The organism is Bacillus sp. T3, assembly GCF_033449965.1.
In the GTDB taxonomy this organism is placed as follows: domain Bacteria; phylum Bacillota; class Bacilli; order Bacillales; family Cytobacillaceae; genus Bacillus_BU.
In genome coordinates, this window is the sequence record NZ_CP137761.1 from 720,183 (window position 1) to 744,377 (window position 24,195).

Genomic DNA, 24,195 nt, shown 5'->3' on the forward strand with positions numbered 1-24,195 from the left:
TGAGGATGACTCAAAATAAAGGGCTTAGACCCTAAAGAGTCATCCTCTTTTAGCATGAAATTTATTATAGATTCATTTTTTAAAGGGGTGCATATTCAATGAAGAAAAAAACTTTGGCTATATTAGCGATTATTGCTCTGATCGTAATAAGTTTATCTGTTGTTACTTATATGAATAAGCATTCAAACATGAATATGGACAACATGTCAAACGATGAAATGGATAAACAAAACGCAAGTAATTCAGCTATATCACTTAGCACACATAGCTATGCAAATAATATCGTCAGTCCAAAAACGGGTCAACCCATAAAAAAATTCACTTTAATAGCGATGGAAGGGAAAACTGAAATCGTAAAGGGAGAATTCATGCCGATTTGGGGATATAACGGCAAAGTCCCTGGACAAGAAATTAGGGTGACACAAGGTGATTTTGTTGAGGTAACTTTAAAAAATACACTTTCTGAGCCAGTAACCATTCATTGGCATGGATATCCGCTGAATTCGGCTATGGATGGTGTACCAGGCCTTAATCAGGATGCGATAAGACAAGGGGAGAGTTTTACTTATAAATTTTCAGCAGATGTTCCAGGTACATATTGGTACCATTCTCATCAGGAAGGCTCTACTCAAGTAGATAAGGGATTGTATGGAGCTCTAATTGTTGAACCTAAAGCCTGGGAAAAGCCTGATAAAGATTTTACCTTGATCCTTGATGAGTGGGCCGAAAATAATTCTAGCATGGATTCGATGGAATCAATGCCGGGATGGGCGAAACATCCGCAACCTTTCATTCAGCTGAAGAAGCAAGTTTGGCTGAAGAAGAGAGTATGAGAGACATGTATAATATTTTTACCGTGAATGGAAAATCAGGTGAACTTATTACCCCTCTAAATGTTACTCAAGGTGATGTGGTAAGACTTCGCTTAATTAATGCAGGTTATCGTTCTCACGCAGTACATGTACCAGGAACTGATATTAAAGTTGTCAGCACTGATGGCCAAGATATAAACGGACCACAAGTTATTAAAGATAAACTAGTCAATCTATCACCAGGTGAAAGATATGATATTGAATTTACAGTAGATCGCAGTGAAAGCTTTTATATTGATTTTCATGACAATAATAAATTTAATAAACAAATCAAAATTCCTGTTTATGTGGATGGTAACAGCCAAAAATTTATTACCGAGGAAATCGAAAATCCTGAGCTTCTTGATTTTACTAACTACGGTACACCTTCTAAAGAAAGCTTTACTTTAGATATGGATTATGATGAAGTTTACGAAATTGACTTAGGGATAAAGCTAAAAAGCAATTCATTACAATACACGCTAAACGGTGAAGTTTTTGATGAATTACCTTCACTAAAATTAACCAAAGATGATCTTGTCCAAATCACTTATACGAATAAAACCAATGTAGACCATCCAATGCATCTGCATGGTCACTTCTTTCAAGTGATTGCTAAGAATGGTGTGGCAGTAAGTGGCGCAACTTTGTCGAAGGATACACTATTATTAAAACCGGATGAAAGCTATACCATCGCTTTTAAGGCAGATAATCCTGGGGAATGGGTCCAGCACTGTCACGAGCTACATCACGCTGCAGCGGGAATGATGCAAAAAATAGAATATAAGGATTTTAAATCAAACTATAGTCCAGATCCTAAAAATAATTTTAATAATCCAGAGTAAGCTAGATTAGTGGAAAAGAATAGAAGAACTTGCATAAAACCCTCATAGAATTTTTTCTATGGGGGTTTTATAGTTAATATGTACAATCCTTAGACGCTTTTACAGTATCTTCTTATTTCTATCATTTTCATTATTTGTTCACTTTAGCCTATCTTTTCTTCATACCATCAACATAACTATTTACTATACTTTAAGTAATAAGAATGAATGTTACTTATCAACATGAAAAGGTAGTGAAACATATGAGTATCAGAAAGGAAAAGATCAAGGTGTATGGCATGACCTGTACATCTTGCGAAAAACGTGTTGAAAGATCTTTAAATAAATTAAGTGGCTTATTTAAGGTAAAGGCAAACTTTAGTGGCCAATTCGCTGAAATTGAATACGAGGAAGAATTGTGTAGTCTCAGTGAAATTAAGGATGCCGTTAAACGTGCGGGCTACACTACAGAAAGCTCGAAGGATTTTAAGTTTATTGGGATTCTAGTAGTTGTAATAGCAGTGGCACTGCTCGGGATGAATACGAGTGGCTTTAATATGGATGCAAAGCTTACCAATGCCTCTTACGCTGTGTTATTTATGGTTGGAATTCTCACCTCTATTCACTGTGTCGGCATGTGTGGCGGTATTATGCTTTCACAAAGCTTAAAAACAGAAAGTAAGAACAAATTTGATGCGATGAAGCCAGCCCTTTTTTATAATCTTGGACGAGTCGTCTCCTACACGATATTAGGTGGAATTGTAGGAGCAATCGGTTCGGTATTTTCACTTTCACTAACGGCTCAGGCAGGCATGCAAATCTTTGCCGGAATGTTCATGATCATGATGGGCTTTAATATGGCGGGATTTAGTGCCTTCAGAAAGTTTCAAATAAAATTGCCCGCTGCAGTTTGCAAAATCCAAAGTAAACCGAGAACTCCGTTTTTAGTGGGATTTTTAAATGGATTAATGCCATGCGGACCATTGCAAACAATGGAAATCTTTGCTCTTGGGACAGGAAGTGCAATGGCTGGTGCATTGTCGATGTTTATGTTTGCGTTAGGAACTGTTCCACTCATGCTAACGTTCGGAGCGGTGTCTGGATTATTAAGTAAAGGGTATACAAAGAAGCTTCTAAAATATAGTGGGGTTCTAATCATCGTATTAGGGCTTATCATGAGTAATAGAGGTTTAGCGTTAGCAGGAATGAATATTGGCCCAACTGCTTTATTAGGGAATATTGGTGCCTTTGGTACTGGAAATACGGCTTCAGCAAATGCCATTAAAGCGACTGTAAAAGATGGAGTTCAATATGTAAACATGACGGCAGATTACTCTGGTTATAATCCAAATGAGATTTATGTTCAAAAAGGATTGCCAGTTAAATGGGTGGTCGATGGAAAAGAGTTATCAGGCTGTAATAATACGATTGTTATTCCGGACTTAAATATTCAACAGAAGCTGCAAAGCGGGTTAAACACGATTGAATTTACGCCAAAAGATAAAGATCTTGCCTTTAGCTGCTGGATGGGAATGATTCGTGGCACGATTAAGGTTGTGGATGATCTTAAAACCGTTTCCGCTTCAAACAGTGATGCATCTGCGGATGATGCTTCTGCAGGGACATCTAATGGAGGGAAAACAACCACTCAACAGGAAAGCATTTATGGAGACGATATCACGAAAGTACCAACTGATCGCTTAGTAAAAAAAGCTGAAGTAAATGCTGCAAATGAGCAAACTATTACGATTAAAGGGATTGGTTATGAATTAGAGCCACTTGTCCTCGTAGCAAAAATTGGTGTGCCAACCAAGATGTCTTTAGACTTAACAGAATTTGATACTGCTGATGGAAGCTTTTCTATTTTGAATGCTGAAACTCAAGAGGTTGTGACGAAGTTTGATGGTCAAAAAGGAGTAATGGAGCTTGAGTTTTCTTTCAATAAAGCAGGTACGTACGGAATCTATCAAGATGAACAAATAATAGGTCTAATTGAGGCCGTTGATAATTTAGATGCTGTTGATTTAGAGCAAATAAGAACTAAGTACCTCCAATAATAGGTATGAATAAGCGCTTTGATATTCAAAGCGCTTTTTTCGAGTTTATGCAAAACCAGCAGAGTTAATTTCAAAGAAAAGGTGTCCCGGTTTTTACCAGGACACCTTATATTAATTATAATACTTCGATTCCTACTACATCATAACCTGCGTCATCTAAAGCAAATTTGATATCTTCATCTTTTACTTCCGTATTTGCATTTAGAATAGCAAAGTTTTCTTTTAAATTAACATCAACATTTGTTACTCCGTTAAGTTCAGTTAACGCGTTTGTAACATGCTTGATGCAATGGTCACAGCTCATGCCTTCGATTAATATTTTTTTATTCATTGGGTTTTCCTCCTATTCATTGTCTAAACTAGTTTGTCATATTAATTAACAATTTAACATTGTTACTAACTCTATATTAATGGATTTATATGTGGATTGTATGAAGAAATGAAGAATGTCATATTTTAGCCATTAAATGAATTCAGTTGCTTTTTTAAAATAGATCCTTACGGTGGTGCCTTTTCCTTCTATACTTTCTACGTCTATGTTTGCGTTGTGGAGCTGAATGATATTTTTGACGATGGTTAGGCCGATACCCGAACCTTCAATTTGGCTTCTGCTCTTGTCACCTCGATAGAGTCGTTCAAAAATGAAGGGTAAATCGTCAGCCTTAATTCCAACCCCGTTGTCACTTACCTCTACAATAATTTTCTGATCTTCAGAGTAAAGATTAATCATAACCGTTCCATTTTCATTAGAGAATTTTAAGGCATTTGTTAATAAGTTAATAAATACTTGTTTAAGTTTATCTTTATCTCCGGTAATATTATATTTTCCGTTTGGATGTATATAGTATTCTAATTTGATGTTTTTGTTTTCGGCAGCCATATAGTAATCGTGACAAATATCGGTTATAAGTTCATCTAATAAGATGTCTTCATAAACCAGTTTTATGCTTTCGGCTTCAAACTCTTTTAATACATTTAAATTGTCAATTAATCTCCCAAATCGGATGACTTCTTCATTGAGATTGTTTAATCTTTCTGTTGTAACTGGAAAAACACCATCAATCATCGCTTCTAGGTTATTTTGCAAGACATTTAAAGGCGTTCTAATCTCATGCGAAATATCCGATACTAATTTTTTGCGAAGAGCATCTTGGTAATTTAATTTTTGGGCCAATATATTAATGCTCGCTCTAAGTTTTTCCAATTCTTCCATATTGCTCGGTGTAATTGATTTCGTATTAAAATTACCCCTTGATAAGTCTTCAGACATATTTGCTACTTCTCTAATTGGATTTGAGAACTGTTTTGAAAAATAAAGGCTTAATAATATGGTGATAACCAGAGTTAGAACTCCACTTGCGATAATGCTTTTATTAATTGAGGTTTTAAAGTTTACATCCTCTTCTGATAAAAGTACGGAGGAATACTGGCCAATTTCAATATAGCCAACTATTTTTCCATGAGATTTAATTTCAAAACTATTCGTATTATAAACTCCATTTCCTTGCATAAACATGGACTTTAAATGGTCTCTGTTTTGGAGTTCATCTGGATTCATTCCCCAGACGACTTTTTTATCCTCATCTTTAAGGGTTAAACAATAGTTCCCCATATATGCTTCATGCATTAATTCCATCCCAGTCGTGTTCGTCCACTTTCCTTCATTGTTATAAGCATCCTCAAAGTAGGATACGATTCTTGTGAACCTTTTGTCCTGAACATCCTCCATGTATTGATTGAACTTTGTATTAACGGTAAAATTCACAAATAATGTTACGAGAAGGATTGAAGCGACAGAGCAGCCAACAAAAAGAAAACTTAATCTTTTACGGATTGTTTGCACTACATTTCACCACCAAATTTATAGCCAACCTTCATGACCGTTACCACATATTTTGGATTTCTCGTATCAGACTCAATTTTCTTTCTAATATTTTTGATATGCACATCAATTGTACGGTCATATCCTCCGAAATCTGTCCCAAATATTTTATCAATTAGCTGTTCTCGTGATAAAACTTTTCCTTTATTTGAAGCCAAAGCAATAAGGATATCAAATTCATTAGGAGTAAACGGGATTTTTTGGTCCTGAATTTTTACCATTCTTTTTTCATAATCAATGAGGAGGTTTCCATCATTAAAAAGATAAGCAGATGTATCTCCGCCACCATTTAATCTACGAAACAGCGCATTAACCCTAGCAGTTAGCTCGCGCGGACTAAACGGTTTTATCAAATATTCATCGGCACCGATATTTAAACCTTCGATTCGATCATTTAGCGCTCCTTTAGCAGTAAGCATAAAGATATGCACATTCGAGCTTTGTCTGATAATTTTACAAATTTCTTCACCACTAATATCAGGTAGCATTAAGTCTAGGATAACTAATTGAAAGTCATTGGTTTTGAAAAGCTCAATGGCTTTAAGACCTGATGTTGTACTTTGTACGTTATATCCATCCTTCTCTAAATATCCTTTAATAACCTCCGAAACTTTTTCTTCATCCTCGACAATTAAAATATTTTTCATGATTTCACCTCAGTAGTCTCTAAATTTTGATTCTTACCCCCAATAGGTAATGGTGTCTAATATTCCGATGATGATAAATAAACCTGCAGCGGATTTTTGAATTAGATTGCCGATTTTCTTACTTTTTTTCAGTAAGGCTCCATCAAGGCCAATATAGGTTACGATCCCAGCAAAAACAAGCACAGGAATCGATGTGCCAATAGCGAATACTGATGGCAGCAAGGCTCCGTATGAGGATGCTAAAACGATTGGCATTAATGTGAAGAAAAATAAAGTAAACATCGTCGGGCAAAAAGCGATTGAAAAGCTAACACCCATTAAGAATGAACCAAGCTTTCCTTCTTTCTCTGGAGTAGGAACCCATTTTGTTAAAGTAGAAATGAATCGTAGTTTCAATATCCCAGCAAGTACAAGGCCGATGACAACAAATAATGGACCCATAAATTTTCTAAAAACAGAAAAATAGTTAGGGAGGATATCCTGGAATTCTCGACCGAGACCCCAAACAGCTAATCCTAATACGGAAAAGACGACGATTTTTCCTAAAACAAAAAATCCTATTTCAACCCATTGGCTTTTAGATTGAAGGCTGCGGTTTCCATAAAAGGTAATGGCCCCAATATTCCCTGTTAACTGACATGGTGCAAGTGCTCCGATAAGGCCTAAGACAAGTCCAGCCAAAAGTGGAATTTGCTTTGCTTCATTTAAAATATTCAAAAAAGGAAGGCTCAGGAAATGGCTGATTTCCGATAAAATTTGATACATAAATTTCCTCCATATAGTTTGTTCATTTCATTATACTTGGATAATATGTTGAAAGTATGTGAAAGAACTCAATCCGGCCGCATACCTGCAATGGATTCCCAAATCGTTCACATATGGTCATGAATGATAGAAAAAGGATCGATTTTGACATGAAAAATATGTCAGCAATCCATCCTTTTTAAGACTATAATTTTTAAAAATAAAGTAGGATCATTTAGGTACTGGAGTAGGTGTCGGCGTACCGTATGATTCGTATTTTTTCGTAATGGCACTATTAATTTCTTTTAAATCTTTTCCATCTTTATGCATATCAGTCGCCTCACGGGCGATTACGACACAGATGTCTCAAGATACTCCCATTGCGTCCCATTCAGTGACAGCGTTATTTGAATCCATGCTATCAACAAAACAATCAAGATTACTAGTATGTCCATCAAGTTCATAGCAACCACAGTAACAAGGAACAGATGCCAGTACTTCAGGATACGCGGAAGCCATAATGTAGGCTCCTTTAACCTCTTCTTTTGCATTAACGACATATTCAGGTAGTTCTTTATGCTTAGCATCTAACGTTGCGTCTTCTTTTGAACCGCAGCCCGTTAAAAGCAAACCTAAAATAAAAGCACTTGATAAGCCGATTATTTTTGCTTTTTTCATTAAGTCTCCCCGATTTTTCGAAAATCTGCTGTTTAGGCTATTATAACAAGATAACGAAGTTGGATAAGGTGAAAAATAGTACAGTTTGATGACATAAACATATTTTGGTATATAATGATAGCTTTATAAATAATCGTAACGGAAAAGTTTGAAGAAACTATGGATTTTAAAAAATATTTAAAAATAAATTGCCCTGTTTTCTTCATAGTTTCTTGAAATTTAATGAGTATAATTTAAGTTGTGAAAGATGATGAAACAGATGAAGTTAGGTTCATATCGATATAAAACGGGAGTAAAACGATGAGAAGAATCAATAGCATTTCACTCAAACTGGGATTATTATTTAGTTCAGTATTCCTGGCATTGATCTTTATCCTAGAATTGGTCTTATATGGGGTATTTACAAACATATTTGTTGATTATGTAACACAGGATTTGCTGGCAAGAGGAACCAACCATGTAAAAATCTTAGAAGCGAACTACAATCAAAAAACAATTGATCATATCGTTACAATGGAAAAAGGGTCCAGAACATCAGTATTGATTACGAGCGCTGAAAATAAAATTATTGCATCATCACGTGAGCCAGATAAAGATATGAAAAACCATATTCTTAAGAACGGAACTGTTAAAAAAAGTGAAGTTTTGGAAAAGGATTGGAATGATCATGATTACCTTATCGCCGTTATATCCATTGGGGATAACAATGGACATTTATATATGTATTATCCATCAAAGATTATCAAAGAGATTGTGTTGGTGATAAAAATATTAATCATTTTCACCTTTGTCGGTATGATCTTGTTGTCATTTGGTCTAATCGGAATTCTATCTCAAAAGCTGACGAGGCCTCTGTTAATCATGAAGGATGCAACGAAAAGAATGGCAAAAGGGGAGTATGAACAAATCATTATCACAAAAGGAAATGATGAAATAGCTCAGCTAGGTCAATCCATTCAAAGCCTAGGAGAGCAACTTCAAGCCTATGAGGATACAAGAAATGATTTTTTAGCGGATGTTTCTCATGAACTGAGGACTCCTTTGACTTATATAAAAGGTTACAGCGATATTCTAAACAAAGGAATGTATAAGACCCCAGAGGAACAAGCAGAGTATACAGCCATTATTAACAAAGAGGCGAATAGACTGTCTTTTCTTATTAATGATTTATTCGAAATGAGTAAGCTTCAGGTAGGAAAGTTCGAATTAAAACGGGAATGGACAAACATTCATTTGATTGTTGATAAAGTAGTGAAAAATCTTACCCCAGCAGCTCTGGAGAAGGGGATTGCACTTGAGGAGCAAACAGATAAGGATTTGCCTCAAATTCAGCTTGATGTCCAAAGAATGGAACAAGTGCTATATAACTTAATCGAGAACGCGATAAAATATACGGATAAGGGAAATATCTCGGTTAAGTCATTTAAGCAAAAAGAAATGATCATCATTGAAATTAAAGATACAGGTATTGGAATTCCAAAGGAGGATATCCCCAAAATTTGGGATCGCTTTTATCGAGTAGATAAATCGAGGACTCGAAAAGGCCTGGGGAGCGGTCTCGGCTTATATTTGGTGAAGCAAATTGTCGAAGGGCATGGAGGAACAATCTCCGTGAACAGTACAGAAGATATGGGTTCAATCTTTACCATTTATTTAAAGGATGTCTGATTGGATATCCTGTTTAGGAGCTGAATGAAAATGAAGAAAATCTTAATTGTTGATGATGAAATTGCAATGAGAAAATTGGTAGGGATTTATCTACAAGATAATTTTGAAATAGAAGAAGCCGAGAATGGAGAAGAAGCTTATAAAAAAGCGATTGATCATGAGTTTGATCTGATTATTCTTGATGTCATGATGCCAAAAATGGATGGTTGGGAAACTTTGAACAAAATCAGGGAGAGATCAGATGTACCAATCATTATGCTAACAGCAAAAGGGACTGTTCAGGATAAAGTGACAGGCTTGTCAGGTGGAGCTGATGATTATTTAGTGAAACCTTTTGATGGAGCAGAGCTAATTGTTAGGGTCCAAGCATTATTAAGAAGAGCCAATCTAACTAATAAAGAGGAGAACGTTCTTAAATATAGAGGGATTGTTATTGATAGTGGTGCTCGTGTTGTTAAATACCAAGATGTGCTGATTAACCTTACACAAACTGAATTTGATATTCTTGAATCTCTAATTCAAAACAAAGGAAAAGTTCTTACTAGAGAGCAATTAGTTGAAATTGTCTGGGGACTTGAATTTCAGGGTGAGGACTGGACTGTTGATTCACATATAAAGAATCTCCGTGAAAAGTTAAAGTCAGCTGGAATGGATAAATCTTTTATTAAAACAGTATGGGGAATTGGATATAAAGTGGAATAAGGTGATCGTCATGAAAAGTATTTGGTTAAAAATATTATCCATATTTTTTATCTTTCTTGGGGTTGGTTTTTTATCCTTTGTTGTCAGAATGATTTGGTTTCCTCCCAGTTCCTCGGGTATGATGATGGGCAAGGAGATGATGCTCCATCACGTTTTCTTTATGTTTATTCTAATCTTTCTGTTTACGATTATTTACCTGGGTATTTATGGAGTCATTTGGATGATAAAAGACAAGAAAAATAAATGATAATAAAGAATAGTAACCTATGATTAAGAGCCGTTACATGAATAAGTAACGGCTCATTTAAATTCAAAATAATGATTATATATGTTTTGAGATTTTCTCTAATACATTTAAATCAGTACCAAATTTGCACATCGCTTCGCAGTCACAACGTAAATCAGAAAACAGGATATACGAAATATTACATATGTTTGACTGAGAGAAGGATGGTCGGTGCAGCTGGGCTTTAATTTCTTTTTCCCTTTTGTTTGGTGCAACAAGGTAAAACTTACATCGATCATGTTCCAGCGACATTGATAGGTCGTTAAGTCTCAATATTCCCGAATAAATGGAAGTGCTCTTTTCCACTTCAAAAGCACATATTATTGATCCATTTTCATCCAGCCATAAAAGGTCAATAAGGGAAATAGTATCTCTAACGCTTTTGATAATACTTGGAAGGTGGAGTTGATTTAATGATAGCTCCCCGAGCTTTTGATTATTCCATTCTCTTCGGTGATCGTTTTGAGCCACCCAAACTTGATATCCTAAAGATTTGCCTAATAGCGCAAGATGGTATTGCATCTCTGTATGAGCATTTTCCTCTAGAATATCATTTGTAATTTCTTTATGTCGCTTAGCCTTGCTTTTTTCAATATTTTCAAGAGTAATTTCAAAGTTTTCCGCTGTAACCAACCTGCCGATACCAATCTCGAAGAATAGCCCCCCTATTGCTCCAAGATCTTTAGACAATAGCTGGATGAGTTTTTCATTCCATTCCATTATGATTTGTCTCATTTTAAGGTACTCATCCCATGAACCTAGTTTTATTTTTTGCTGAAACAGGGCGTTAAATCCTTTTACAATAGCTGTATTAAAAGGAGGAAATAAAGTGGGATGGAGAAAGTATAAAATATTGGCAACAGCCGGACCAAGACCTTTTATTTGCAAGTTTTTTAATGTTATTACTTCTGCTAAAAGCTGTTTTTCTGTTGAACTTTGCAGGCACCCTTTTAAAAACCTACCAAATGCCACTTTGTTTTCCTCGTTTTCGTATATATCCGGTATTCTTAGTTTTGGTTTCCAAAAAAATGCATGTGCAGCTCCTTCAAAAACTTGCTTTTGTTCAGCAATCGCGGTCACCACTGTTTCAAGGGAGGATCCTTTGAAGTCATTACCAAAGCGACCGGTTTCAATATCGGCAATGACATCCTTAATACCACTGCGAATGGTACGAAATGCTTTTAATCGATCATTACTATTAATGAACCAGGTATGATAGACCGATTCATTATCAGTTTTATATTCACCAATTAATTTCTCAAAATGCTGCTCCACATACTTTCCTCCTAAGATGCTTCAAATATTTCTATAATAATAAAAAAATATGCAGATTCTATGGAATTCAAGAAATTGTAAAAACTACTAAGTTTTAAATTCAATTTTTTATGAAAAAAGGTCCTCTTTTTATCAATTTTTATAAAAAACAGTGTTAAAGAACGTATTTATATTTAGGCAACTCTGTTGATTGGAGCGGAAGGTGCGAGACTCCTGCGGGAGAAGGTGTCACGGGAGACCCCACAGGCGTAAAACGCCGAGGAGGCTTCCGGACTCCCCCGCGGAAAGGGAGCACCTGGAGCGGGAAGCAACAGACAAAGTTTACTCGAAAAAATATCTTCAAAGTGACTTTTGTCGTTTGTTTTTCGTAAATCCATACTTTCTGCACAAATTGGAAGTATTATGTACTCAAGATAAGTAAACCAAGGGGTGGTTATTTTGAAAAGTAAAAAAGTAATAATGGGGTTTGTGGCGTTCATAACTGCCATTACGTTATCCGCATGTTCTGGTACTTCACCAAAAGAAGAATCTACTCAAAATCATAGTATGGAGATGGATCATTCAGGATCAGGTGACGTTTCAGGCAATTTGAAAGAGGCAAAAAATCCAACTTATAAAGTTGGAGATAAAGTGATAATTAAAAAAGGGCACATGGAAGGAATGGAAGGTGCTGAAGCCACGATTGCAGGTGCCTATGATACAATTGCCTATTCCATTTCTTATACTCCTTCAGATGGTGGAAAAAGAGTTGAAAATCATAAATGGGTCATCCAAGAAGAAATAAATGAAGCAGGAGAAGAACCGTTAAAACCCGGAGCAGAAGTTACGATTAATGCGGATCATATGAAGGGGATGGATGGAGTAACGGCAGTAATTGATTCAGCTGAAAAGACAACAGTGTATATGATTGATTTCACTTTAACGACTACTGGGGAAAAAGTAACCAATCATCAATGGGTAACAGAAAGTGAACTCGCACCAATTGAATAGATGATTTAGTAATCGATTTTAAGGGGATGTTTCCATTGCATTTTGGAACATCTCCTTTTTATGTTTAATTACTGTCTAACAAGTCAACTAGTATTGTTTTATGACGATTCGACACAATGGTGTATGATTCCTCAATATACGAAATTGCTAGTAATTGCAGGAATCGATAGAATAGAAATAGAGGTTGAATTTTCAGAATTTTTAACCAAGGGGAGGAATAAAGATGGATTTTGCCGCTATTGACATGGGGAATTCTCTATTTCAAGCAATTATTAATGGTCGTGAGTATTTAATGCCCAACGCGCTGGCTCGATGTACGGTGGATCGTGTAGATTATTATGATTCAACGCAGCAGTACTTTATTGAAAATTTAATAGTAGAGATTAACAGCCATGCTCTTCAGCATACTCACCATCAATATTATGTTGGATTTTCGGCAACGGAAAAAGAGAATGTAACGAGTGTGGCAAAGAACAATCAAAAAGCATACTCGGATCGGTCTATTATTCTTCTATTAACGATGTTGGCCTATGATGCCGTACAAGATCATAAAGGGGAAACAACGATTAAGCAACAATATGATGTGGTGTCTACAGCACTGCCGACTCGTCAGGTTCGTCGGGATCGAGAAGAGCTAAGGAAAAAATTGCAAGGTGAACATACTGTAACATTCAATTTTGTACCTGGTAGAAGCAATATTACGGTGCTCATAAATATAGTAGATGTGTTAGTGGGAATTGAAGGTTCAACAGCTTATGTCGCCCTCATTCGTGATGCTGATACTTTAAAAATTAAACATGAAGAACTAATGCGAGAAACTCTCCTAATTGCTGATATGGGCGGTGATAGTACTGATTTTGTTGGGGTTCGGAATAATAAAATAGTGGATGGAATTGAAGGGGAAATATTTGGAGTTAATACGTATCTTGATCGAATTATTCAGGATGTTGAGAATCGAACAGGTTATCGATTTCCATCTAGGTATAGCCTAGAGAAAAAATTAGCACTCGGTCCTGAACGTTGGAAGGTTGTCATTGATCAAGAAGATGTAAATATTACAAATTGCATTGAACCCCATCTCATTGAAATGAGTGAAAAGTTTTTAGATCTTTTAGATCAAAAACGCAAGCACGTGGCCCTTCAAGAGGCGAAGTATTATTTTTGTATCGGTGGACCTGTAAAGGTAGCGAAGAATTATATAGAAACAGAAAATCAGAAACGTGCAAAACCAATGAAGTTAAGCTTCCCTGAACATCTTGAACAGTTAAATGTTCTAGGACTGTGGATTCTTGCCCGAGCACAAGGGATAAGAAATATTCAACAAGAAGTTGCTAGTACGAAGCAAGTGTGAGTTGAATGTTGATGCAATCAAAAGAGAGTGGATCCACCAACAACACACTTACGATTTTTACCATTCCAGAAAGCTTTGTTCATATTGAAACGGGTGAAATCCAAAAGGTAACCCCTGAAATGCATCGCTTCTTCCAAAAACACTTGGAACAAAATAATGTAATCAACGCCTTCATGTCGGCCGTATATGACAGCGTTCATGATAATAGACAATCTGTGGAGCTTGTAGGGTTAGAGAGAAAAGTGGAGGAAGTTTTACAACTATTAAAGGGTAATAATTTGGTTAGTGCTCCTGTGGAAAAAACATTCACGGACCAAATAGATTTACCAAACGATTTAATAGAACTATTAGATGAGTTTGGAGGTTAACTCTTTAAGGTCATCTAATGTTTATAGTTTGAAGTGGAAAAGGCGTGTGTCCGAGTACATACGTCTTTTCAATTTGCCCAATTTTTCAGTATAGCTCCCATCTTGATGAGAAAACTAAGTCAATATAAATTGATTTTAAGGGAGCTAAATTTGAATGAAGGAGATTCGGAAGCTAGAAAAACCTATGCTATTTTTATTGTTAGGTGTACTACTGGCCCATTTAGGGATATATTTAGTGACACCGCTTTTGCCAATCGTGTTAAGAACTGCAGGTGGCTTGTCCATTGTCCAAATTGGAACCGTTCTTGCAACAATTGCGATTTCCTTTCAAACTGGCAGTATTATGGGAGGTTTTTTAGCCGATCGTATCGGAAGGCGATTCATGATTGGATTGGGCGCGTTTGTTGGTGGGGTTGGCTATAGCGGCTTTGCTTTGTTTAATTCCTATTGGTCTTTTTTATTCGCAGCTATCATCTTTGGGATTGGGAATGGAGTTTATGCTCCTTCAACAAAAGCAGCCATCGCTGCACTAGCTTCTAAAGAAAATCAGACTACCGCTTTTTCCCTTCGGGGAATTGCGGCCAATATTGGAATTGTACTAGCTGGATTAATTGTCTTCTTTTTTTTATCGGGTACCTCGAAAACTATTTTTTGGATAGCAGCGATGATTTATTTTGTGCTTGCACTTGAGAGCTGGCTATTGGTTCCGAAAAGTTGCGGGAATGAGCCTTGCCCAGAAACTCCTAGTGGAGCGATAAAGGAAGTTTTTAAGAACAAACCCTTTTTAGTGTTTGGCGCTGTTGGAATATTTATATGGGCGTTATACGCACAGTTTTCATTAGCTTTGCCATTGCGAGCAGCAGAGATTTTACCCGATCCTAAAAATGTCTCACTAATTTGGACGATCAACAGCTGTATTGTAATTTTTCTACAAGGAGCTGTAACAACTTGGATTATTAAACGCCTCCATCCCTTAACTGCAATGGCGCTTGGCATTGGATTAATCGGATTTGGGATTGGTTCATTATATTGGGCAAATGAATTTACTCATTTAGTGTTTAGTGGTGCAATCTTTATAGTAGGTGAAATGTTGATTATGCCCACAATGGATAGTACAGTATCACAGCTATCAAGAGCGGACTTAATTGGTATTTTTTTTGCGTTGGCCAATGTTGTGTCTGGATTAGGAGAAGCCGGTGGAAAGTTTGTGGGTGGAAATCTTTTGGAAATGGGGACGAGAATTAAATATTTACCGTGGGCGGTTTTTTCAATCGGTGGTCTTTTGTTGACCTTTACAATCGTATTTGTCTTAAAAAGATGGAAACCGTTAGAAATAGCTTTGCATGATGCTGCTACTAAACCAAATTCTCCAAAACAAGCACCTAAAGTAAACTCGGGGCCTATTCAACATCCATCCCATCCTTTTAGCAATTGGGAGCCAGAAGTGTTTTTAAGAAAGAGAAGAAATACATAAGTTTTTCTCTGATGCATTTTTCGATAGAATATGGCTTATGGGATAAAAGTAGATTTAGGAGTGTTGAAGTAAGAATGAATCAACAAGTGGTAGAACTGCTTCAAAATTATAAGCCATACGCTTTTGTCATTAGTATTGTTATTAATATCATCATTAGTATTTTTGGATTTGTTCCTAGTTTGTTTCTAACTGCTGCAAACTTAGTCGTATTTGGTTTTTGGAAAGGAATGTTGGTTTCCTTCGTTGGTGAAGGAATAGGTGCAGTTGTTGCCTTCATTCTATATAGAAAGGGTTTACGAAGAGTTTCTGAAACAAAGACTTTTCATCGTCCAATTGTTAAAAGGCTGCTTGAAGTGGAGGGGTCACAAGCTTTTATGCTCGTTCTATCATTACGACTCCTTCCATTTGTTCCTTCTGGTGTGATCACTTTTTTATCAGCTATAGGGAAGATGACAATTTGGATTTTTGCTATTTCTAGTACGATTGGGAAACTTCCTGCTTTGTTGTTTGAAGCTTACGCAGCGAATCAGGTTGTTCAATCAACCTGGCAAGGAGAAGTTGTAATCACAATAGTGGCCGTAATATTGTTAATCTCTGTGTTTAAAAGCTTAAATAGAAAGAAAAGTAAAGATTTTATATAAATAAAAAAATGGGTACTTTATTACTTTACATAGGGTAGAGGGGTATGGTAATATCAATTTAAAGGAGGTTGAACTATGGACCATAAAAATCCTCATGAAACAGAAACATCACATTGTTCTAATGAAAATTCTGAGACAAATGAAAATATAGAATGCCATCTAAACTCTAGTCGCACCAGTCATCATTCTGAAAAAACGAAGCAAAACCTGATCACAAGGTTAAACCGAGTGGAAGGTCAAATTCGTGGTATTAAAGGATTAATTGAAAAGGACACATACTGTGATGATGTTATTACGCAAATTTCAGCAACTCAGGCGGCCTTAAATAGCGTAGCGAAAATCCTGTTAGAAGGACATTTGCGAAGCTGTGTAGTGGAACGAATCCAAGAGGGCGATCATGAAGTGATTGATGAATTATTGACAACTATTCAACGATTAATGAAAAAATAGGAAGGGGAAATAAAAATGGAAAATACAACTTTACAAGTAAAAGGAATGTCTTGTGGTCACTGTGTTAAAGCAATTGAGGGAAGTGTTGGAGCTCTAGCTGGAGTTGAAACTGTGAAGGTGGACTTAGGTGCTGGCTCTGTAGCTGTAGCATTCAACTCAGCAGTAGTGACTTTAGAGCAAATTAAAGAAACAATTGATGAACAAGGTTACGATGTTGTTTAAAGAAATCTTAACGTGCTAGCAATAGCACGTTCATTTTAGGAAAAAAACATACCCAAACGGGGTATATGGAGGTTGGTTTTATGAGCCAAAATCTTAAGGAAACAACCATGCAAATTTCAGGAATGACCTGCGCTGCTTGCGCGGTCCGTATTGAGAAAGGTTTAAATAAGCTTGAAGGTGTCGAGGAGGCAACCGTCAACCTTGCTTTAGAGAAATCAGCAGTTAAATTTGACCCGACGAAAACGAATGTAGAAAGTATTCAGAAGAAGGTTCGGGATTTAGGCTATGATGTGGTGCTTGAAAAAGCTGAGTTTGATATTACCTGGAATGACATGCGCCGCATGTTCAGCACGGATTGAAAAAGGTTTAAACAAGCTAGAAGGTGTCGTCAAAGCGAACGTGAACCTTGCTCTTGAAAAAGCAAGTGTTGAGTACAATCCTGGAACTCTAAATAAAACTGATATTATCAAAAAGGTAGAAGCTCTCGGTTACGGAGCAAGTGTAAAAGAAGAGGCAAATGGGCAGGATGCTGCTGATCATCGTCAACGGGAAATAGAAAATCAAACGGGCAAGTTTTTATTTTCTGCCATTCTTTCGATTCCTTTGTTATGGGCGATGGTTGGGCATTTTAGCTTTACTTCGTTTATATGGGTACCTGATATGTTTATGAATCCTTGGTTCCAGCTTGTTCTCGCCACACCCGTTCAATTTTTAATTGGTCGGCAGTTCTATGTTGGTGCTTTTAAAGCTTTAAAAAACGGGAGTGCCAATATGGATGTCCTTGTCGCACTTGGGACATCTGCTGCTTATTTCTATAGCCTTTATCTTTCGATTATATCGCTAACAGGAAACGCACATACGGTTGAGCTTTACTACGAAACGAGTGCAGTGTTGATTACCTTAATTATTTTAGGAAAGCTGTTTGAAGCGAAGGCGAAGGGTCGTTCATCTGAGGCGATAAAAAAATTAATGGGTCTGCAAGCGAAAAATGCTTTAGTCGAGCGCGATGGGGTAGAGCTAGAGATCCCACTTGAGGAAGTTGTCGTCGGTGACATTCTTCATGTTAAACCAGGTGAAAAAATCCCGGTTGATGGAAAAATCACTGAAGGTCAGTCAGCGATTGATGAATCCATGCTTACCGGTGAAAGTGTACCGGTTGATAAAACAATTGGTGATACTGTTATCGGTGCAACGATCAATAAAAATGGCTTTTTAAAGGTGGAAGCCACCAAGGTTGGTAAAGATACGGCGTTAGCGCAAATTATTAAAGTCGTCGAAGAAGCACAAGGTTCAAAGGCACCGATTCAGCGCCTTGCTGATCAAATTTCGGGCGTGTTTGTGCCAATCGTAGTCGGAATCGCTGTTGTGACCTTCCTTGTATGGTATTTTGCTGTGGCACCTGGCGATTTTGCCGAGGCGTTAGAAAAATTAATTGCGGTATTAGTTATTGCCTGTCCGTGTGCGTTAGGTCTTGCAACACCAACTTCGATTATGGCAGGTTCAGGTCGAGCAGCCGAGTTCGGAATTTTATTTAAAGGTGGAGAGCATCTCGAAATGACTCACCGCATCTCTGCCGTCATTTTAGACAAAACGGGTACAGTTACAAATGGTACTCCTGTTTTAACGGATGTTATTCTTGCTGGTGAACAATCACAGGCTGAATTTTTATCCTTGGTGGGTTCAGCTGAAAAGCAGTCTGAGCACCCATTAGCACAAGCAATTGTTCAGGGAATTAAAGATAAGGGAATCGCCTTGCAGGATGTTTCCGGATTCGAAGCCATTCCTGGGCTTTGGGATTAAGGCAACGGTTGCTGAAAAAATACTGCTGGTTGGAACCCGAAAATTAATGATCAAGGAAAACGTCGAGATTAGCACGGCCCTGGCAAAAATGGACGCGCTTGAAAAAGAAGGGAAAACCGCGATGCTAGCAGCAATTGATGGCCGATATGCAGGTATCGTCGCTGTAGCAGATACGATTAAAGAAACCTCAAAAGAAGCGGTTGGTCGTTTGAAGAGCATGGGTCTCGAGGTCATTATGATTACTGGTGATAACCAACAAACAGCTAAGTCGATTGCAGCGCAGGTTGGCATAGACCATGTTATTGCCGAGGTATTACCAGAAGGAAAGGCCGATGAAGTGAAGAAATTGCAAGCTCAAGGCAAAAAAGTGGCAATGGTCGGCGATGGAATCAACGATGCACCGGCACTTGCGGTTGCGGATATCGGGATGGCGATTGGAACGGGTACAGATGTGGCAATGGAAGCAGCTGATATTACGTTAATTCGCGGAGACTTAAACAGCATTGCTGATGCAATCTTTATGAGCAAAAAGACAATTACAAATATCAAGCAAAATCTGTTCTGGGCTTTTGGGTACAATACATTGGGAATTCCGATAGCAGCTTTAGGGTTTTTGGCACCATGGCTTGCTGGTACAGCGATGGCCTTTAGCTCTGTATCGGTTGTATTAAATGCTCTCCGTCTGCAGAAGGTGAAGCTGTAATTTTTTTGTCAGGGTTGGACCTTGAGCAAAACTTGAGATTTGAATAATTTTCTAAATGAGGTGAAGTTTAATGATTAAAAAATGGGTCATCGGAGCGGTAGCCTATTTAATCATTGTAATTGTAGGTTTTAGCATCTACACATCCATCGTCGAACCAGAGCCAATGAATATGGATGGGCAAGATGAGATGCATGAAAAGTAAGAAATTGTGTGTAATAGAGGCGTGGTGGGGTATGTTTGACCCTGTCATGCCTTATTTTTTTATCATAGCTTGGATTTCAGCAAACTGCTTAAATCGTAAACTCGCCCTTTGTTTGAGCCAGAGTACGTAAGGTGTAGGTTCGAAAGAAGGTATTTTGCGATATTTGGTGAGTGGATATGAAGAAAATTGCATAACTGCCGGTTTGTAATTTCTGAATTTATAAGCAGACAGTAATCTGTTAAAGCCTGAATATGGGCATCATTAGAGGTATGTGCACAAATCGGACAACCCAAGTTCCACGTTGGCGATTCAGGTGAAAAAATAAATATATCGGTGAAAAACAACCAGATATCAGCGAAAAACAAAATGATATCGGTAATCACCCCAAATCTATGCCCGAAATTCACAAAAAGCTGCCACCAAGTAAAGTGACAGCTCTTTCCCTATTCTCCTCCACTATGTAAGCTTGCATCGGCAACAGGTCCGGATTCCTTGTTATCCTCTTCGGCAATCGGAAAATTACTAATAATAAAAGCAAACACCAACACAGTAAACAACAAACTAATAAACACGTAAAACCGTTCCTTCAAAAGTCTCATTTGTTTTCTATTCTCCCTTACAAAAATGGTGAAGATGGGTTGATGCCACGAACCAGTTAGTGACACCCGCCGTAAATGATAAGAATTTAACCGAACGTTACATGTTTATTAGCAAATGTGCCTATTTATTTCTAATTTTTTCAATAAAACTTTTACTATATTGCGCAATTTTGTCTTTTTCAAAGTCAAGTGAGGCCACATGGTATGAGTTTTTCAACATGATTTGGCCCTTATTTTTAGAAGAAACAGTCTTGATAATTTGCTGAGAATCGGAAGGCGGAACAACGTGGTCCTCCTCTGAAGTCAATGTTAGTACAGGAATCTCCACTTTATCTAATCGCTGGATTGTAAGGTCGAGAGTTTTTTGTAATTCATGTACGGCACTTAGTGGGACAGAATCATACGTAATTTCGTGAGCTGTCGAATCCTTAATATCTGGTGCGCCTTCAGCGATGAATCTTGGTCCTTGGGCATTTCGGTATGCATCAAAGGCAGGAACATGTAAGGCAGCATTGATGGTAACCACGCCTTTAATCTCGGGATATTTCGCTGCAAGTTGTAAGCATAGGGCGCCCCCCATGGATTGACCAATCACAAATACATCTTTGCAAGTTTCCTTAAGTTCAAGATAAGCATCTTCAAGGTCCGAAATCCAGTCTGTAAATTTTGCTTCCTCAAGGTCGTAAATGGAAGTTCCGTGTCCGGTTAGTCGCGGGGCTAATACCGTAAAACCGCCATAACGATTTAGTAATTCTCCAACCTCGCGAACGCTCTGTGGTGTTCCTACAAACCCGTGAGATAAAAGAATACCAGTTTCATTTCCTTTAAGAAAAAAAGCTTCCGCGCCAGTGATTACTTGTTCATTTATTTTGATCATCGATATGCCCCTCTTTCCGAATTGATATATATGGTTAAGTTTATTTGTTATTTATTCTTGTTTTTGATTATAGAACGGTTTTGTTTGGAAATCAAGACTAATTTTATAATTCTTATGAGAAAAGTAGGGATTAAACAAAATCTCAAATCAATAGATTTTGCAATTGAGGTGGTTAGAGGTTATTCTATTATTATTGATAAAACGGAAAAGATTTCTTAGTGTGAAACTAAGTATTGATAAAAGGTCGGTTTGGAGAGAAGGTGTGTCAATGGTTATCAAATATTTATCTGCGCTTATTTTACCTGGAATTGTGGTGATCATGTTTTCTCGGGTAACCTATAATCATTTCATCGGTTTAATCCTATCTGTGGCACTAATCGCAGCATCTGTTTATAAAGGGTATACGGATTCCTGGTGGTTAATTATTGTTGATGCCTTTTCATTAACTGCAGGATTTTGGTACAGTACGAGAATGATTGAAAAAACAAGGAAAAGAGCATGAACGATCAACCACAGCTAACGAACTGTGGTTTTTTTATTTAGGGTTTGTTAAATTTGTTGTTGCTTTCCGCTCCAGGTGCTCCCTTTCCGCGGGTAGTCTGGGAGCCTCCTCGGCGCCTTAGCGCCTGTGGGGTCTCCCGTGCCACCTTCTCCCGCAGGAGTCTCGCACCTTCCGCTCCAATCAACAGATTTCCTAAAAATCAACTACATTCTTTAACACATCAATTATTCAAATAACCGAATACTTGTTCGTTTTTTGTTGGTTTGTTTTGCCTCAATTGTGGTAGAATGGGAATAGTAGATTATTGAACAGGATATTAGCGTCTAAGGTCGCTGATTTTTTATAATAGAAACACCATATCACTTTTAAACTAATCAAATTTCCAAAAAGGGAGGTCAAAAATACGTGAAGGATCAACAGCAATTTGAACTTGTTTCTAAGTACACTCCTCAAGGTGATCAACCTGAGGCAATAAAAAAAATCGTCCAAGGGATTCGCGAAAACAAACGGCACCAAACCTTATTAGGAGCAACCGGAACGGGTAAGACATTTACGATTTCAAATGTCATTAAAGAGGTTAATAAGCCAACATTAATTATCGCTCATAATAAAACATTAGCGGGTCAGCTTTATAGCGAGTTCAAAGAGTTCTTTCCAAATAACGCGGTCGAATATTTCGTCAGCTATTACGATTATTTTCAACCGGAAGCTTATGTGCCATCTACCGATACATTTATTGAAAAAGATGCCAGTATTAATGATGAAATAGATAAGCTTCGTCACTCAGCGACCTCCTCGTTATTTGAACGGCAGGACGTAATCATTATCGCCAGTGTTTCTTGTATTTACGGCTTGGGGTCACCAGAAGAATATCGTGACCTCGTTGTTTCGCTTCGAACAGGAATGGAAATTGAACGAAATCAGCTCCTCCATAAGCTGGTCGATGTCCAATATAGCCGCAACGATATTGATTTTCAACGTGGAACGTTCCGGGTACGTGGAGATGTCGTCGAAATTTTTCCGGCCTCTCGTGATGAGCACTGTATTCGTGTTGAATTTTTTGGAGATGAAATCGACCGGATTCGTGAAGTGGATGCGTTAACAGGTGAAATCATGGCAGAACGTGACCATGTCGCGATTTTCCCGGCCTTCCACTTCGTTACCCGAGAAGAAAAATTAAAGGTCGCAATTCAAAATATTGAGCAAGAGCTCGAAGAAAGACTAAAGGAACTTAGAGAAAACGGAAAGCTATTAGAAGCACAGCGCCTCGAGCAGCGGACTCGTTATGATTTAGAGATGATGGCTGAAATGGGATTCTGTTCTGGAATTGAAAACTATTCCCGTCACCTAACCTTGAGACCACCAGGATCAACGCCATATACGTTATTAGATTATTTTCCGAAGGATTTCCTACTCGTTATCGATGAGTCGCATGTAACCTTGCCGCAAGTTCGCGGGATGTTTAATGGAGACAAAGCCAGAAAGCAGGTCTTAGTTGATCACGGCTTCCGACTACCATCAGCGCTAGATAACCGGCCGCTTACCTTTGCTGAATTCGAAAAGCATATTAGCCAGGCTGTTTATGTTTCTGCAACCCCTGGTCCGTATGAGCTAGAGCATACGCCGGAAATGGTGCAACAGATTATTCGACCAACCTGGGCTCCTTGATCCAACCATTGATGTTCGTCCAATCGAAGGACAAATCGATGATTTAATAGCCGAAATTCATGATCGAGTTCAAAAGAATGAACGGGTCTTAGTTACAACATTAACAAAGAAAATGTCGGAGGATTTGACCGACTATCTGAAGGAAATCGGGATTAAGGTTAACTACTTGCATTCAGAAGTTAAAACCCTTGAACGAATCGAGATTATACGTGAGCTTCGGCTTGGTAAATACGATGTTCTCGTCGGAATTAATCTACTGAAGAGAAGGATTGGACATTCCAGAGGTTTCGCTCGTGGCGATTCTCGATGCAGACAAAGAGGGCTTCCTTCGTTCAGAACGATCCCTTATCCAAACAATTGGTCGGGCGGCTCGTAATGCAAATGGGCACGTAATTATGTACGCAGATAAAATTACGAATTCAATGGAGCTTGCCCTTAATGAAACGAAGCGTCGTCGTCAGGTGCAGGAAGAATACAACCTTAAGCATGGAATAACGCCAATGACCATTCAAAAGGACATTCGTGAAGGCATTCGAGCTACGCATGCGGCCGAGGAGCAAGAGGAATACAAACCATCAGCAGCACTTGGCAAGCTGACCAAAAAGGAAAGAGAAAAGGTCATTGCCAAACTAGAAAAAGAAATGAAGGAAGAAGCCAAAGCACTCAATTTCGAGCGGGCCTCCGAGCTTCGTGACCTGATCTTTGAGTTAAAAGCGGAAGGATGACGTAAAAAA

Annotated in this window: 23 protein-coding genes and 2 pseudogenes; 17 read left to right on the forward strand and 8 right to left on the reverse strand. The window is 37.8% G+C overall.

All coding sequences use genetic code 11. The features are described from left to right. Window positions 1-98 precede the first annotated feature (98 nt). The 3 genes from RGF10_RS03620 (at window position 99) to RGF10_RS03630 (ending at window position 3,732) form a co-directional block, all read left to right on the forward strand. Window positions 99-833, forward strand: a complete 735-nt coding sequence (locus RGF10_RS03620; protein ID WP_318507378.1) for a multicopper oxidase domain-containing protein — start codon at window positions 99-101, stop codon at window positions 831-833. Next, window positions 767-1,696, forward strand: a complete 930-nt coding sequence (locus RGF10_RS03625; RefSeq protein WP_318507379.1) for a multicopper oxidase family protein — start codon at window positions 767-769, stop codon at window positions 1,694-1,696. The genes RGF10_RS03620 and RGF10_RS03625 overlap by 67 nt, the downstream gene beginning before the upstream one ends. A gap of 242 nt (window positions 1,697-1,938) precedes the next feature. Continuing rightward, entirely contained in the window at window positions 1,939-3,732 is a 1,794-nt protein-coding gene (locus tag RGF10_RS03630; protein WP_318507381.1) for an urease accessory protein UreH domain-containing protein, read from the forward strand. A 115-nt stretch (window positions 3,733-3,847) separates the two neighbouring features. Here RGF10_RS03630 and RGF10_RS03635 read toward each other — a convergent pair whose 3' ends face one another. The 5 genes from RGF10_RS03635 to RGF10_RS03655 form a co-directional block, all read right to left on the reverse strand. Then, window positions 3,848-4,063 carry a heavy-metal-associated domain-containing protein gene (locus RGF10_RS03635; RefSeq protein WP_318507383.1) on the reverse strand — a complete coding sequence of 72 codons (216 nt, stop codon included), beginning with the start codon at window positions 4,061-4,063 and terminating at the stop codon, window positions 3,848-3,850. Window positions 4,064-4,195: 132 nt separating this feature from the next. Then, on the reverse strand, window positions 4,196-5,575 hold the full coding sequence (locus tag RGF10_RS03640) for a sensor histidine kinase (protein ID WP_318507385.1): 1,380 nt from the start codon (window positions 5,573-5,575) through the stop codon (window positions 4,196-4,198). Beyond that, a complete protein-coding gene (locus tag RGF10_RS03645; RefSeq protein WP_318507387.1) occupies window positions 5,575-6,261 on the reverse strand; it encodes a response regulator transcription factor in 687 nt (228 codons plus the stop codon). Before RGF10_RS03645 ends, RGF10_RS03640 begins: the two co-directional genes overlap by 1 nt. A 33-nt stretch (window positions 6,262-6,294) precedes the next feature. Next, window positions 6,295-7,026, reverse strand: a complete 732-nt coding sequence (locus tag RGF10_RS03650; RefSeq protein WP_318507389.1) for an urease accessory protein UreH domain-containing protein — start codon at window positions 7,024-7,026, stop codon at window positions 6,295-6,297. Window positions 7,027-7,236: 210 nt separating this feature from the next. Then, complete coding sequence (locus RGF10_RS03655; RefSeq protein ID WP_318507391.1) at window positions 7,237-7,683, reverse strand: PCYCGC motif-containing (lipo)protein; 447 nt, start codon at window positions 7,681-7,683, stop codon at window positions 7,237-7,239. Between the two features lie 300 nt (window positions 7,684-7,983). Here RGF10_RS03655 and RGF10_RS03660 point away from each other — a divergent pair, with 300 nt between their 5' ends. From RGF10_RS03660 to RGF10_RS03670, 3 genes are read left to right on the forward strand one after another with little or no spacing between them, the layout of a single operon-like run. Then, on the forward strand, window positions 7,984-9,351 hold the full coding sequence (locus RGF10_RS03660; RefSeq protein ID WP_318507395.1) for a sensor histidine kinase: 1,368 nt from the start codon (window positions 7,984-7,986) through the stop codon (window positions 9,349-9,351). Between the two features lie 30 nt (window positions 9,352-9,381). Further along, complete coding sequence (locus tag RGF10_RS03665) at window positions 9,382-10,053, forward strand: response regulator transcription factor (protein ID WP_318507398.1); 672 nt, start codon at window positions 9,382-9,384, stop codon at window positions 10,051-10,053. A 10-nt stretch (window positions 10,054-10,063) separates the two neighbouring features. After that, complete coding sequence (locus RGF10_RS03670; protein ID WP_318507400.1) at window positions 10,064-10,300, forward strand: hypothetical protein; 237 nt, start codon at window positions 10,064-10,066, stop codon at window positions 10,298-10,300. Window positions 10,301-10,375: 75 nt separating this feature from the next. Here RGF10_RS03670 and RGF10_RS03675 read toward each other — a convergent pair whose 3' ends face one another. Next, on the reverse strand, window positions 10,376-11,614 hold the full coding sequence (locus tag RGF10_RS03675) for a hypothetical protein (RefSeq protein WP_318507401.1): 1,239 nt from the start codon (window positions 11,612-11,614) through the stop codon (window positions 10,376-10,378). Window positions 11,615-12,073: 459 nt separating this feature from the next. On the opposite strand from RGF10_RS03675, the gene RGF10_RS03680 reads away from it, so the two are divergent. From RGF10_RS03680 to RGF10_RS03720, 9 genes and pseudogenes are all read left to right on the forward strand, one after another. After that, window positions 12,074-12,604 carry a YdhK family protein gene (locus tag RGF10_RS03680; protein WP_318509323.1) on the forward strand — a complete coding sequence of 177 codons (531 nt, stop codon included), beginning with the start codon at window positions 12,074-12,076 and terminating at the stop codon, window positions 12,602-12,604. A gap of 223 nt (window positions 12,605-12,827) precedes the next feature. Then, window positions 12,828-13,955, forward strand: a complete 1,128-nt coding sequence (locus tag RGF10_RS03685) for a ParM/StbA family protein (RefSeq protein WP_318507403.1) — start codon at window positions 12,828-12,830, stop codon at window positions 13,953-13,955. A gap of 5 nt (window positions 13,956-13,960) precedes the next feature. Then, complete coding sequence (locus RGF10_RS03690; protein ID WP_318507405.1) at window positions 13,961-14,323, forward strand: hypothetical protein; 363 nt, start codon at window positions 13,961-13,963, stop codon at window positions 14,321-14,323. A 154-nt stretch (window positions 14,324-14,477) separates the two neighbouring features. Next, on the forward strand, window positions 14,478-15,797 hold the full coding sequence (locus RGF10_RS03695) for an MFS transporter (RefSeq protein WP_318507407.1): 1,320 nt from the start codon (window positions 14,478-14,480) through the stop codon (window positions 15,795-15,797). Between the two features lie 74 nt (window positions 15,798-15,871). Then, window positions 15,872-16,438 carry a TVP38/TMEM64 family protein gene (locus RGF10_RS03700; protein ID WP_318507409.1) on the forward strand — a complete coding sequence of 189 codons (567 nt, stop codon included), beginning with the start codon at window positions 15,872-15,874 and terminating at the stop codon, window positions 16,436-16,438. Window positions 16,439-16,513: 75 nt separating this feature from the next. Then, window positions 16,514-16,888, forward strand: a complete 375-nt coding sequence (locus tag RGF10_RS03705; protein WP_318507411.1) for a metal-sensitive transcriptional regulator — start codon at window positions 16,514-16,516, stop codon at window positions 16,886-16,888. A gap of 15 nt (window positions 16,889-16,903) precedes the next feature. After that, the gene (copZ, locus tag RGF10_RS03710; protein ID WP_318507412.1) at window positions 16,904-17,110 is read left to right on the forward strand and encodes a copper chaperone CopZ; all 207 of its coding nucleotides are present in this window, start codon (window positions 16,904-16,906) and stop codon (window positions 17,108-17,110) included. Window positions 17,111-17,190: 80 nt separating this feature from the next. Then, window positions 17,191-19,613 (forward strand): annotated as a pseudogene (locus RGF10_RS03715) (heavy metal translocating P-type ATPase). Between the two features lie 70 nt (window positions 19,614-19,683). Next, on the forward strand, window positions 19,684-19,815 hold the full coding sequence (locus RGF10_RS03720; protein ID WP_318507414.1) for a hypothetical protein: 132 nt from the start codon (window positions 19,684-19,686) through the stop codon (window positions 19,813-19,815). A gap of 443 nt (window positions 19,816-20,258) precedes the next feature. On the opposite strand, the gene RGF10_RS03725 is transcribed toward RGF10_RS03720, so the two are convergent. Both RGF10_RS03725 and RGF10_RS03730 read right to left on the reverse strand, forming a co-directional pair. Next, entirely contained in the window at window positions 20,259-20,414 is a 156-nt protein-coding gene (locus tag RGF10_RS03725; RefSeq protein ID WP_318507417.1) for a hypothetical protein, read from the reverse strand. Between the two features lie 121 nt (window positions 20,415-20,535). After that, complete coding sequence (locus tag RGF10_RS03730; RefSeq protein ID WP_318507419.1) at window positions 20,536-21,291, reverse strand: alpha/beta hydrolase; 756 nt, start codon at window positions 21,289-21,291, stop codon at window positions 20,536-20,538. A gap of 268 nt (window positions 21,292-21,559) precedes the next feature. Here RGF10_RS03730 and RGF10_RS03735 point away from each other — a divergent pair, with 268 nt between their 5' ends. Both RGF10_RS03735 and uvrB read left to right on the forward strand, forming a co-directional pair. Beyond that, on the forward strand, window positions 21,560-21,793 hold the full coding sequence (locus tag RGF10_RS03735; protein WP_318507421.1) for a CsbA family protein: 234 nt from the start codon (window positions 21,560-21,562) through the stop codon (window positions 21,791-21,793). 405 nt (window positions 21,794-22,198) lie between these two features. Then, window positions 22,199-24,186, forward strand: a pseudogene (gene uvrB, locus RGF10_RS03740) (excinuclease ABC subunit UvrB). The last annotated feature ends 9 nt before the right edge of the window (window positions 24,187-24,195 follow it).